At 40.7% G+C, this 12717-nt stretch carries 12 protein-coding genes; 5 read left to right on the forward strand and 7 right to left on the reverse strand.

What is annotated here, in order from left to right; translation table 11 throughout:
- Positions 1-17: 17 nt before the first annotated feature.
- Entirely contained in the window at positions 18-2348 is a 2331-nt protein-coding gene (gene gshAB, locus HCJ30_RS08540; protein WP_185391810.1) for a bifunctional glutamate--cysteine ligase GshA/glutathione synthetase GshB, read from the reverse strand.
- Between the two features lie 169 nt (positions 2349-2517).
- Between gshAB and HCJ30_RS08545 the strand changes: the two genes are divergently transcribed.
- From HCJ30_RS08545 to HCJ30_RS08560, 4 genes are all read left to right on the forward strand, one after another.
- Complete coding sequence (locus HCJ30_RS08545; protein WP_185391811.1) at positions 2518-3405, forward strand: ATP-binding cassette domain-containing protein; 888 nt, start codon at positions 2518-2520, stop codon at positions 3403-3405.
- An 18-nt stretch (positions 3406-3423) separates the two neighbouring features.
- Positions 3424-4554: an ABC transporter permease gene (locus HCJ30_RS08550; RefSeq protein WP_185391812.1), complete on the forward strand. Its 1131-nt coding sequence runs from the start codon at positions 3424-3426 to the stop codon at positions 4552-4554.
- A 70-nt stretch (positions 4555-4624) separates the two neighbouring features.
- Entirely contained in the window at positions 4625-5287 is a 663-nt protein-coding gene (locus HCJ30_RS08555) for a DUF1129 domain-containing protein (protein ID WP_185391813.1), read from the forward strand.
- 99 nt (positions 5288-5386) lie between these two features.
- Entirely contained in the window at positions 5387-6121 is a 735-nt protein-coding gene (locus HCJ30_RS08560) for a MurR/RpiR family transcriptional regulator (RefSeq protein WP_031672067.1), read from the forward strand.
- Between the two features lie 39 nt (positions 6122-6160).
- Here HCJ30_RS08560 and HCJ30_RS08565 read toward each other — a convergent pair whose 3' ends face one another.
- From HCJ30_RS08565 to HCJ30_RS08590, 6 genes are read right to left on the reverse strand one after another with little or no spacing between them, the layout of a single operon-like run.
- Positions 6161-6469 (reverse strand): PTS sugar transporter subunit IIA, encoded by a 309-nt coding sequence (locus tag HCJ30_RS08565; protein WP_003722125.1) that lies wholly within the window; start codon positions 6467-6469, stop codon positions 6161-6163.
- The gene (gene bglK, locus HCJ30_RS08570) at positions 6462-7346 is read right to left on the reverse strand and encodes a beta-glucoside kinase (protein WP_185391814.1); all 885 of its coding nucleotides are present in this window, start codon (positions 7344-7346) and stop codon (positions 6462-6464) included. Before bglK ends, HCJ30_RS08565 begins: the two co-directional genes overlap by 8 nt.
- An 11-nt stretch (positions 7347-7357) precedes the next feature.
- Positions 7358-8710 (reverse strand): PTS sugar transporter subunit IIC, encoded by a 1353-nt coding sequence (locus HCJ30_RS08575; RefSeq protein WP_003725316.1) that lies wholly within the window; start codon positions 8708-8710, stop codon positions 7358-7360.
- 32 nt (positions 8711-8742) lie between these two features.
- On the reverse strand, positions 8743-9045 hold the full coding sequence (locus HCJ30_RS08580) for a PTS sugar transporter subunit IIB (protein WP_061394699.1): 303 nt from the start codon (positions 9043-9045) through the stop codon (positions 8743-8745).
- Between the two features lie 45 nt (positions 9046-9090).
- The gene (locus HCJ30_RS08585; RefSeq protein WP_003725314.1) at positions 9091-10545 is read right to left on the reverse strand and encodes a glycoside hydrolase family 1 protein; all 1455 of its coding nucleotides are present in this window, start codon (positions 10543-10545) and stop codon (positions 9091-9093) included.
- A 27-nt stretch (positions 10546-10572) separates the two neighbouring features.
- Positions 10573-10923 (reverse strand): hypothetical protein, encoded by a 351-nt coding sequence (locus HCJ30_RS08590; protein ID WP_185391815.1) that lies wholly within the window; start codon positions 10921-10923, stop codon positions 10573-10575.
- 139 nt (positions 10924-11062) lie between these two features.
- Between HCJ30_RS08590 and abc-f the strand changes: the two genes are divergently transcribed.
- The gene (gene abc-f, locus HCJ30_RS08595) at positions 11063-12673 is read left to right on the forward strand and encodes a ribosomal protection-like ABC-F family protein (RefSeq protein ID WP_185391816.1); all 1611 of its coding nucleotides are present in this window, start codon (positions 11063-11065) and stop codon (positions 12671-12673) included.
- Positions 12674-12717: the final 44 nt, after the last annotated feature.

A 12717-nucleotide genomic window follows, 5' to 3' on the forward strand; every position in this document is an offset into this window, starting at 1 on the left:
TAGCAGCTGGGATTTTTTTACTCAAATAAGAAATCTAAAATCTTATCACCAATTTTTTTCTTCTCACCTTGATAAGGGAAGCAGTGCATATGCATCGCGGGATTGAAGTTTAGCTCGATGATAGCATGCTTATCACGGTCAATTGTTTCACGTGGAACAATTATGTCTACGCCGCAAATTTTGGCGTCAAGGACTTGTGTGGCGCGAATAGCTATCTCTTTGAAGTAGTCGTCCATTTCTTCGGTATAGTCAATGCTATCGCCGCCAGTGCTGACGTTGGAGTTTTCGCGAAGGTAGATGACTTCTTTTGCTTTAGGAATGCTATCCCAAGAAAGGTTTTGCATGGAAAGCATTAGAGTTTCCTCTGGACCAGTACGGATTTTTTCAAGTGGTTTTAAATGGTCGGTTCCGCGCAATGGATCGGTGTTTTTTTCTTCGACTAGTTCGCGTACTGTATGGATTCCGTCGCCAGTTACGTTGGCGGGCACGCGTTTTAGTACGGCTTCAACTTTGTCGTTGATAACTAAGAAGCGGAATTCGTCGCCAGGAATGAACTCCTCGATAATAACGGAGCTATCATAGCTAAATGCGATATTTAAAGCTTCTTGGTAATCTTCGCGGGTGAATTTATTTTTGAAAATACTGATACCCCACCCGTAATTGGTGGATTTTGGTTTCACAACGATTTGTTTATCCTCAAATAGGGAGAACGCTTCTAGTGCAAGTGCTTGGTCGCTAAAACTGTCGCCAAATGGGACGCGAATATCGTGTTCTGCGAGTACAAGCTTTGTGACTACTTTGTTTTCCATCATTAAAACGGAAACATAGTTGTCTTTGGATGTTTTGCTCGCTTGTTTGACATACTCCACATGGTCGCCTTTTTGGAAGCGAAGGAAGTTTTCTGCTCGGTCTAATACGTCTACTTTGATGCCGCGCGCGATGGCGTCTTTCCAGATGATTTGGGTGGAAAGTTCCATGTCTTCTGCGCCAATCAATTTGTAGGCTAGCGCTTCGGTTTCTTCCATGTAAGTTTTTGCTTGGTTTAAGTGGAAGTCGACATAGCCTTCTTTGGTTACTTGTTGTTTCACTTGAGCCGCGATTGTTTTTTCAGGATGTAGCAGACGTTCTTTTTGCTTTTCGATGATTGCTTGGCGCTTGGTGTCTTCTGGTAGTAAGTCTCGGATGAATTCGCTCATCTTGTTGAGCTCTAAAAGGCCAGCATCAACTACGGACATTTCTTCGTTATCGCAATTTTTAATGGCGGGTTGTGCAAGGCCGTTTAGCGCAATGTTATTTTCGTTTTCATCGGCTAATTGTTGGTTGTTTGCGCATAGTTCGCGGTCTTCTGAAAGCAAACCTTTGATTAAAAATAGGTGGATAAAGGCAAGTTCGTCTTTGGAAATTCCGTTTGGTTCTAGTGGGTTTAAGTCAATGGAGCGGATTTCCAAGTATTCTACGCCGTGCTTCGCCAAGCTTTCCACGGTTTGATCCGTGTGCGCATTTTTTAAACGAATTGGGTTGTAAAATTCGCGCATGCTCTCGATTTTGCCTTCTTCGATGTAGTTGGAAATGCTGGAAATATAAGCGTCAAATGAATTGTAATTGACGAAAAGAGATTCTTTATTTTTATAGCCAGCGTTACTATTGCGAAGTGAAATTCCGTCACGAAGGGCGCTAGTGCCATCATGTAAGGTTTCTTCGTTTGTCGTTTTTGTAAAATCAGCAAGGTAGACCGGGCTCGCGCCAGTTAAATAAATGAGTAACCAACGATTTTTCATAAAGTATTTGGCAACTTTTAAATATAGGCGGTTTTTAAAGTCTTGCTTGGATTCTTCGGGAAGGCTAATTTCGGCGTAAAGTCCGTCAATTAGGGCTTCTGGGAAAGAGAAATTATAATGAATGCCGGATAATAATTGGATTTTCTTACCGTAGCCTTTAGCCAAGTGTTCGCGGTATTTTCGGTCAGGACTATCGGGTGTTTTATATTCAGCAATCGGAATATCTTCTTCTTCTGGCAAAATTGGTGGATTGCTAGATGGCCAAAGTAGTTCGTTTTCGGAGCGCAATGAAACGATATTATGAAGATTTTCAAGCCATTCATATACAGAGTCAATCGAATCTGTTACCGGAGTAATCATTTCAATCTGACTTTCCGAAAAATCGGTTTTAATATAAGGGTTATCTTCTTTTGGTCCAAAAATAGCTGGATGTGGCGTTAGAGCCAATTTTCCATCAGAAGTTACGCGGATATTTTCTTTTTCCAAGCCAAAATGTCCAGAAAATAAGTGCTTCCGGAGTGTTGGGTTTTGTTTAAAAGAATCGAGCATGGTCGTATCAAGTTTTATCATGTTTTCACCTCAGGGGTTTTAAATAAGTTCATATAGAGATATTTTACCGCAATATGTGAAATTAGTATAATGATTGGTTTGCAACTTTCTTTCGTGAATTGATAGAAAGTTTTTAAAAGTGTAGAAAAAATAGTACAGAGCTTATATAATGAGTGAAAGAGGTGGAAAAATGGAAATTCGGAACTTAACTAAAAAGATGGATGATAACTTGGTTTTGAAGGATGTTTCATTTGATTTGAAAGCTGGCGAGGTAACGGCTTTAATTGGTCGAAATGGTGTTGGGAAAACGACATTATTTTCGACGATGACAGGGATTTATTTGCCAGATGAGGGCGATGTTTTCTTAGATTCGAAGAGTATTTTTAAACACCCAGAAGTGAAACAACAGCTATTTTTCTTGGAAGATAATATGAATCATTTTAATACATACAGCGTGCACACGGTTGTGAAGATTTATAAGCAAATTTACACAACGTTTGATGAAGCGTTTTTTATGGAGCTAATGAAGCAATTTGAACTACCGATGAAGGCGAAATTACTGTCTTTTTCAAAGGGACGAAAGGCTTTATTTTTTATTATTTTAGCTTTTTCGCTAAATGTTCGGTATTTGTTGCTGGATGAACCGATGGACGGGCTCGATATTATTATTAAAAAACAGATTTTGGCGATTATTAAGGATACGGTGAAGAAGCGCGGGACGAGTGTGGTGATTGCGTCTCACCGTTTGGAAGAGCTTGAGGCGATTGCGGACCGGGTGATAGTTCTAAAGGGCGCGAGCGTGGAGCTGGATTATTATTTAGAGGATATGCGGACAGATGCGGTTAAAATACAGGTGGCCTTTAAGACGAAAAAAATACCTGAATTTGTGAAAAATAATGCGCAATTATTGTATCGAAATGGGCGAATTTACACGCTTTTAGTGACGGAAAATGCAAGCGGTTTTCTAGCTGATTTGCGTTTAGAGGAACCGGTTTTATTGGAAGAAATGTCGATAACGATAGAGGATATTTTCACGGTGCATTTGGCGAATGATAAAATAGATTATTACGAGATATAGCAGGGGGTGAGACTAATCATGTTTAATCGAGGGTTATGGTACCGGGAATGGCGCAATATGAGATGGATGCTTTTGGGCGTGGCGTTACTTTTTTTTCTGGGGATTACGTTAGGTTTAATGTCGGACGCGGACAGATGGCACAGTCAAAAGGACTACTATGAATCCAGTGATTTTATAAAACAACAGGAAGAAAATCCGGAATTTAAAACGTCTGATGAAGAAATGAAGGCTAGTTTGACGGTCGCTTATTTGGCGGTGCCGATGTACACTAATTTTGTTCAAGATGAGTTTGTGGATTACATGCCATTTATGTTTTATTTTCAAGTGGAGATGTTTTTTACGTTGATTAAGATAAGTGTGTTTATTTTAGGGGTTTTAGCGGTTATTTTTGAGCGATACACAAGGGCAAATCGTTTTACTGCCTCGCTACCATATAAAAGGACGCACATTGTTGGGGTTAAAGTGATTATGGGGATAGCGACGATTGCATTAAGTTACATTGGGTCTATGGGTATTGGTTTAGCTTATTTCTTGTCGCAAGTACCAACAGAATATATCCAGTTTGATGCAGCGAAATTTTGGGTTGATATTGTTGGCGGGTTATTTTCTTATATTGTTATATTTTTAGTAGCTATTTTAATTGGTTTATTGATAGGTTCGCCGATTGCTTCGGCATTTGTAGCGTTTGGAGTGATGTTATTGCCGAATGTGTTAAATCCTACTTTAGATAATCTGTATAACTTTATTTGGCCGCATGGTGGGGATCAAGGGATGTCTAAACTGTTGCGGTTTGAGGATTATGTGAATGTATTTTCTCCGTTTTCGTTTGAATCGCCTTCATTTGGCGCGGTAATTTATAGCGTGATATTGAGCATGCTGATGGTTATAGCTATTTTAATTTTATATAAGAAGCAGCATATTGAACGGAGTGGTAATTTGTTTGCTTTTTCATGGGTGAAATGGCCGTTTTTAGTGTTATTTTCGTTGTTTGTCGGGATGGCTGCTGCTAATTTGGCGGTGACGGATACAGAGCTTGGTTTTATTGGTTACTTGGCTTGGGGAATTGGTTCGACGGTGGCTAGTTTTGTTTTAGCACTCTACATTTTAAATAAAATGCGTGGGCTTTTCCAAATGTCTAAAACGAATTAAAAAAATAGCTTTTTTATAGTAGGTAAGTCCGGTATAATAGAGGATAGAATGAGTGAGGGAGGATTTAGCATTGACCACAGAAACAGAAACGAATAAACCGCAGTTAGCTGAATTAAAAGCTAATTTAACAAAGCGGAATTTGCAATATGTAATGGAAGTTGAAAAGCATTTGCGAGGAACTCATTACGGCGAAGAACAACAAGAAGTGATTGTTTATGAAATGAGTGAAAAGATTTTAGCCGAACAGAAAAAAGGCATAACAGCGAGAAAATTATTTAATTTAACACCAACAGAATATGTTGTTTCTTTAGATGTGAAAGCAGCTACGGTTGAGCAAAATACGGACAAATGGTGGCTAGTTCTTGACGGCGGACTCCTTGTACTTGGAGCGATGATGCTGATTTCTGGAATTAGTGCTTATTTCCAAAAAAATGCACAGACTTTAGGAATTATCGTGCTAGTAATCACTGCAGTTGTCGGTGGTTTCGCGATGCTAATCTTACGTAAATACGCATCCAACATGCGCGCAGGCCAAAAAGGTGGAACAATAAAATACTTACTAGTAGCGGTCGGAGTCATTGCGATATGGATGTTTGTAATGACGATTGTACAAGTGACAATTCCTCCAAATATCAATGTAGCGTTAAGTCCGATTGTTAACACAGTTGGTGGTGCAATTATTATTGCCCTACGTTTCTATGTGAAGAAAAAGAAAAATATTCCATCCTTATAAGAAGATGGACACGGACAGGTGACCTAAATTGCATATTGCGAGCTGGTCGCCTGTTTTTATTTCCCGGGAAATACTGATACAGATGAGGTGAATAAACTTATGTTTTCGTATGAAGTGATTAGACAATTTACAGAGACAGAGCATCATTTATACCGTTACATAATGGAAAATCGGGACAAAGTTATGTTTATGAGGGTTCGTGAGCTTTCAGAAGTGACGCATGTTTCGCCGGCTTCCATCGTTCGTTTTACTAGAAAATTGGGTTGTGAAGGCTTTTCGGAATTTAAAGTGAAGCTAAAACAAGAAGCGACGCGTGAAGTGAAGAAAAAAACGGCGGATACAGTAGAAGTTTTAGAGGAATTCTTTGAACGGACAATGAATCGTGATTATGATCATGTGTTAGACGCGGCGGCGGAAATTATCAATGAAGCTGATTTAGTCGTGTTTTTCGGAATCGGAACCTCAGGGATTTTAGCAGAGTATGGTAGTCGTTTTTTCTCCAATATGAAAAAGCGGACGTTTTATATTAAAGATCCATTTTATCCCAACCCGGGAGAGCAATTTAAAAATAAAGCAGTGATGATTATACTTTCTGTGTCGGGCGAAACGGACCAGGTGCTCGAACAGGCGCAAAATATGCAGCAATATGGCAGTCGGATTATTAGTATCACCAATACGAGCCACAATACGCTTGCGGGCTTGTCTGATGTTAACATTCCGTATTATGTGACGCAAGAAATGGTCGATAAGACGAATATTACGACGCAAATTCCGGTGCTATTTTTACTGGAAGCGATGGCGAAGAAAAATTATAATCAAGAGCAAGAAGAATAATAAAAAGCGTGCAGGTTTTCGAGGCCTACACGCTTTTTATTAGTTTATTTTTTTGTATACATGTACGAACTCAGTGACAACTTCTCTTAATGTTTCCGTTGTGATAAGTAAGTCTTCTGCATGGATTAAAAGTAATTGGATTTCCACTTTTTCACCGGAAGCTTCTTTTTGGATTAGCTTATGATGTTCGTGATGCCCGTTTGCGAGTGTTTCGCCGCCTTCTTTTAGTTTTGCTTCTGCTTCCTCAAAATTGCCTTCACGAGCCGCACGAAGTCCTTCTAAGTAACTGCTTCTCGCAGAACCAACTTGGCTAATCATGCCAAAAATAACTGTTTCCATTTCATTCATGTCTATTTTCCTCCTGTAAAAAGTGATACACTGCGCCGAGTAGGCCAGCTTGATTTTTATGTGTTGCTGTTTCGATAATTGTGTCACGCAGTCCAAAGCTCTCCATATGATGCTTTAGCTCCGCGATAAAAGTAGGGCGGCTTGTAATTCCACCACCGATAAAAATGTGCGTTGGATCAAACAGGTAAATTAAATTATAAAGGCCCGTACAAATCCCGGTATAAAATTCATTAATAAGTCGTTCTGAGACGGCGTCGTGCGCATCATACTTAGCAAAAATTTCTTCGCCGGTAATCTCTTCTAAAGGGCGCCCAGTAAGTTCCGCGTATTGTCTACGAAGAACAAGCATGGTTGTCGTCTCATTTAGCGTATATTTGCCAGGACGAAAAGCACCAGGACGCTCGCTAAACATATAACCAAACTCACCAGCCCGGAAACGACCACCACGAACTAATTCGCCATTGGAAAAAATTCCGCCACCAATCCCAGTTCCGATCGTTAAACAAAGAAAATCATCTAATTCTTGCCCTTTACCAAGCCATTTTTCAGCAAGTAGGGCACAATTGGCGTCATTTTCGATGGCAACAGGAAGACTGGTTTCCGCTTCAAGCCATTCTTTCAAATTAAAGTTATCAAATCTACGGATAGCGCCGCCCATTGTGATAAGACCGGTTTTCGGGTTCACATAGCCCGGTGCGCTGACAGCAATGCCTGTTACGTCAGTATTTTCAGCAAGAAACACTTTCATTTCTGCTAAAATTTGGTCGCCGTCGCTACCGCTGATTTCGGCTGATTTTGTTAAAATAATTTCACCATGCGGCAAAACGACCCCCATTTTAAGGGCCGTTCCACCGATATCAAAAGCTGCAATTTTCATTTTGTCACATCCTATTGTTCCGTTGAGGCTGTTGCATTTTTGTCCATTGCAGCATCACTCGCGGCAATTTTGTTAGATACAAGTACGAATGGTAGATAAATGACTGTTGCGACGGCTAGACAAAGCAAGCCGACCAGAAGCGCGAGCCAGTTTCCTCCTGTACCAAGGAATGGAATCAGTGGTCCTGGAGTTGTCCAAGGCACTTGATAGGCGACAGGTGGAATAAGTTTTGTTGAGATAAAGAAGTAACCAATTAATGTATTGATTGCTGGTGTAATGATGAAAGGAATTACCATAATTGGGTTTAATACGATTGGTAAACCGAAAATAACTGGTTCATTGATGTTGAAAATCCCTGGTGCAAGAGAAAGTTTCGCGATATCGCGGTAGTCTGCACGACGGGATGCGATAAAGATAGCAATCAGTAAACCTAGAGTCATACCAGATCCGCCGTAGTTTGCGAATCCGTCATTTAGGCCAGCCCATGTTGCTGGGTAAGGAGCGCCCCAAGCAGAACCATGTTGTGCTACGTAAGATAAGTTGTCTAAGTTTGGTTCAGTGAAGATGGTGTCACGAATAGCCGCAACAGTGTTAGGCCCGTGAATACCAAGAACCCAAAGTAAGTTAGAAACAAGCCCGATGATAATTACAGAGAATACGTTAGTTCCCATATCTTTAAGTGGCGCTTGAATAACTGTGTAAACAAGGTCGTTTAAACCTTCTGGAGCGATTAAAGTGATTAAGTAGTTAATTACAGAGAAAAGAATAGTGATGATGATAACTGGAATTAATACTTTAAAAGAACGAGCAACTGCTGGTGGTACTTGGTCAGGCATTTTAATCATTAAACGAGGGGATCTAGCTAGACGGCTAAATACTTCCCCAGTAATAATCGCTACAATAATCGCAACGAAAAGGCCTTGTGCGCCTAAGAATTTGATTGTCATGTAAGATGCATTGTCAACTACTGTGTAAGGTGTATACACGATAAAGAATGCACCTATTGAGGTAAGTCCACAGAGTAAATCATCCTGTTTAAAGAAGATGGCGAGATTCCGCGCGACTAAGAATACAATTAGAATCGCCATAATATTGGTCGAACCTTGCATTACCGGCGAAAATACAGCCTGTGCATCTGCTAAATTAGGGAAGATTTTCCCTAGGAATAAGATTTTTGCAATAAAGCCATCTGGTGATAATACTGCGAAGTTAATCAAAGTGATAATTGAACCCGCCATAATTAATGGGAAAACTAAAATAAATGCATCACGAATTGCTGCAATATGGCGCTGCGAGTTCAATTTATTCGCAACTGGTACTAAAACACGTTCCATGCCGTGTTCAAATTTTGACATTATACTCATTTTAAAACCTCCCTATTTTGAATGAAACTCCCTTAACCAATTTCCGCGAAAGCTTTTTCAAGAACGGCTTTCCCGTTTAACATACCATAATCTTTCATATCAATTACCACAACAGGAATGCGACCTTGTACAAGTTCATCCACTTGCGGTTTTTGGTAGCGAACTTGAGGTCCAAGCATAACGATATCCATTTTATCTACTACGCTGCTAGCTTCGGATACTGGTAATGCTTCAATTTCAATTTCTTCCCCAACAGAGGTTGCGTGCGCTTTCATTTTAGTAACGAGTAAGCTTGTCGACATTCCGGCCGCACATACAAGTAATATTTTTTTCATTAAAAATTCCCTCCCAAAATGGTTGAAGCAGAGAGAGAACAAGGCTTATTTGCCCTGTTCTTCTACTAAATTAGCTCCGTTTGCTTCGATTGTCTTTTTATACCAGTAAAAACTGTCTTTTTTATAGCGTTTTAATTCTTTTTCATCGTTTTCGTCGCGGTCAACATATACGAAGCCGTAACGTTTTTGGTAGCCGTTTAACCAGCTTAGTAAATCTGTGAAGCTCCAAGTGCAGTAACCAAGCATCTCTACACCGTCCGTAATTGCTTCTTGGATTGCTAGAGCATGTGCGCGAATGTATTCAATCCGGTACTCATCGTGGATTTTGTGGTCTTCCGTCAAGCTATCATACTCACCAAGACCATTTTCAGTAATCATGATTGGTAATTTATAGCGGTTAGTAATTCTACGTAAGCCAATGCGCAAGCCAGTTGGATCAATATCCCAGTCCCAATTCGTTTTCTCTAAGTAAGGGTTGTTGGTGTTTTTGTATAACCCCGGTACACCAGTTTCCTCGGAAGTGCCTTTTTCGCCAGTTGTATTCATTTTCCCAGAACCAACGCCGTCTTTCCCATTAAATGCATGAGTCATTGAGCGGTAATAGTTAACTCCCATGAAATCAGGTTTTCCTTTTTTCAGAAGTTCCGTATCGCCTGGTAAGATTTCCGGTGCAAGACCGTGCTCTTCCAGCCAGTTCCAAGTAGCAGTCGGATATTCACCCCATGTGTAAACATCCATCCAGAAATGGGCATTGAATTCTTCGGAGTTTTCAGAAGCTAACACGTTCGCTGGGTTGGCATCGATGGAGTAACTTGGTCCGTAAGCAAAACTTGGGCCAATTTTTCCGGATGTACCTAGCTCGCGGAATTTAGCAATTGCAGAAGCATTCGCCAAGTTCGCATTGTGATTTGCCGCAAACATACGCTTGTCGTCAGAAACGCCAGGTGGGTGATACGCTAATTTGTAACCGTGTGAGATAAATACGTTTTGTTCATTAAGTGTTACCCAGTATTTAACTCGGCCGTTAAAGCGTTCGAATAGAAGGGCAGCGTAGTTAGTGAAATCTTCTACGACTTTGCGCGACTCCCATCCACCATATTCGTCTTGAAGCCCTTGCGGAATATCCCAGTGGTAAAGTGTAACGACCGGCTCAATTCCATAAGAAAGAAGTTCATCAATCAAATTATCATAGAATTTCAGTCCAGCTTCGTTAACTTCCCCGTTACCATGCGGGATAACGCGACTCCATGCGACAGAGAAACGATATGCTTTTAGGCCCTGTTCAGCCATTAGAGCGACATCTTCTTTATAACGATGGTAATTGTCCACCGCTACGTCTCCGTTTGTTTCTTTGAATGTTGTTCCAGGAATACGAACAAATTCATCCCATACAGATGGTCCTTTGCCATCCTCATCCCAGGCACCTTCTACTTGGTACGCTGCAGAAGCTGATCCCCATAGAAAATCTTTTGGGAAAGGTTTCAACTTATTATGTTCCATTATGGCACCTCCAAAAATTATGTGCGATTAGTCTGTTTTAGTTTTGCTTGCCTTATTAATGTAAACGGTTTCGACTAATTGGTAAATAGATTTTGGTGCTTTGGGTTCGTGTTTCACATCAATGGTATAAGTTTCTGAGCTGAAACGCTGTGTTTCGTGCATGTGAGGGGGAGAACAATTGACATTTGAGGCAGCATCCCTTATTCTATATGTATTAATGAAAAGAGGTGAGATGACATGTTTCTTTTGAATGCGCGAACTAGTATAGCTAAATTTTTGTATATTGTCCGTGCAATTTTTTCCGGCATTGCAGTTACATTGGCGAAGTCTGCCCAAAAAACTGTATAACGAGAAAAAATGAGAGAAGCATGGAGTCACGCGATCGGTTTGTATAGTACTAAATCAGTATTATACTTATAATTGGCGTCGGGCGCTTGTCTGACGCTTTTTTTGTTGTCTAAAAAATTGTTTCACGTGAAACATTTTGCCATGCTTCCTTGGATAAATGGAGGATAAAATGACAATAGTAGCAATGAATGAGGTAGTTAAAAGTTTTACTGGGGATATTATTTTAGAGAAGGTTTCCCTTCAATTAGAAGAAGGTGAACGCGTCGGTTTAATCGGTCGAAATGGGGAAGGGAAAAGTACCATTTTGAAGATTTTAAAAGGGACTGAGGGTGTTGACAGTGGGGTTGTAACGAGTAAAAAGGGAGCGAAGATTGGGCTTTTAGAGCAATTGTCGAGCGTGGATCCTAATATAATAGTAGAACAATATTTGCGGACTAGTTTTGGTGAGCTGGAGGATTTGGAAAAAGAATTGCGTTCATTAGAAGCAGAAATGGCAACGAATGCAAGCGAAAAACTAATGAATCGTTATGGGGATAAAATGGCGTTGTTTGGCGAGCTTGGTGGCTATGAGATGGATGCTAATTTGAATAAGGTAGTGAATGGGCTGGGGATTGGTGTGCTACTGCCGCAGAGATGGGGAGATTTAAGTGGTGGTGAGAAAACGAAGGCAGCGCTAGCTCATTTATTACTGCAAAAAACGGACTTATTACTACTAGATGAGCCGACGAACCATTTGGATTTAATGGCGGTGGAATGGTTGACCGCGTTTTTACAACATTATTCAGGAACCGTGCTCGTTGTTTCCCACGATCGCTACTTTTTAGATGAAGTAGTCCAGAAAATGGTGGAGCTGGAGAATCGTGAATTAATTGTCTATCACACGAATTTTTCTGGATATTTAAAGGAACGCGAAGAACGATTATTACGCGAATTCCAAGATTATAAAGACCAACAAAAGAAAATTAAAAAAATGCAGCAAGCTATCAAACGACTGCAACAGTGGGCGATGCAAGCTAATCCGCCAAATGATGCCATGTTCCGCCGAGCAAAAAATATGGAGCGTGCATTAGAGCGAATGGAGAAAGTGAAGCGACCAGTTTTAACACAAAAACAAATGCAATTACAGTTTGATGAAGCAGGTCGAAGTGGGCAGGAAGTAGTGGTTATGGATGGATTAAGCAAAACTTTTGGCGAGAAAGAAATTGTGCGTGATGTCTCTTTGCAAATTAGGCAAGGGGAGCGAGTGGCGATTATCGGTGAAAATGGAGCGGGGAAATCCACTTTGCTTAAATTAATGGAAGGGAAGGTCACCCCGGATGGCGGAGTGATCAAGGTCGGCGCAAGCGTGAAAATCGCCTCGCTGTCGCAACAAATGGAAGAGCTGAACGAAGAGCTGACAGTGCTCGAGGCGTTTCGCGATAAGGTCGCTGTGACAGAAGGAGAAGCGCGTCAAATGTTGGCTGGTTTCATGTTTTATGGGGAAATGGTCTTTCGAAAAGTGGCGAATATCAGTGGTGGTGAACGAATGCGGCTCCGGTTGGCGCAATTTATTAATATGCCGGTGAATACGCTGATACTTGATGAGCCAACCAACCATTTAGATATTGCTTCACGTGAAGTTTTAGAAGAAGCAGTCCGGACTTTTACTGGGACAATCATTACTGTATCGCATGACCGTTACTTTATTGACCAGCTTTGTTCTAGAGTGATTTGGCTTGAGAATAAGCAATTGACAGTGTATGAAGGTAATTATAGTTACGCAGTTAGTAAACGTGGATAATCGCCTTGCTGGAAATCGCCCTCCAAATAAATTAGAATGAAGAA

The organism is Listeria cossartiae subsp. cossartiae (assembly GCF_014224155.1).
Classification (GTDB): Bacteria; Bacillota; Bacilli; order Lactobacillales; family Listeriaceae; genus Listeria; species Listeria cossartiae.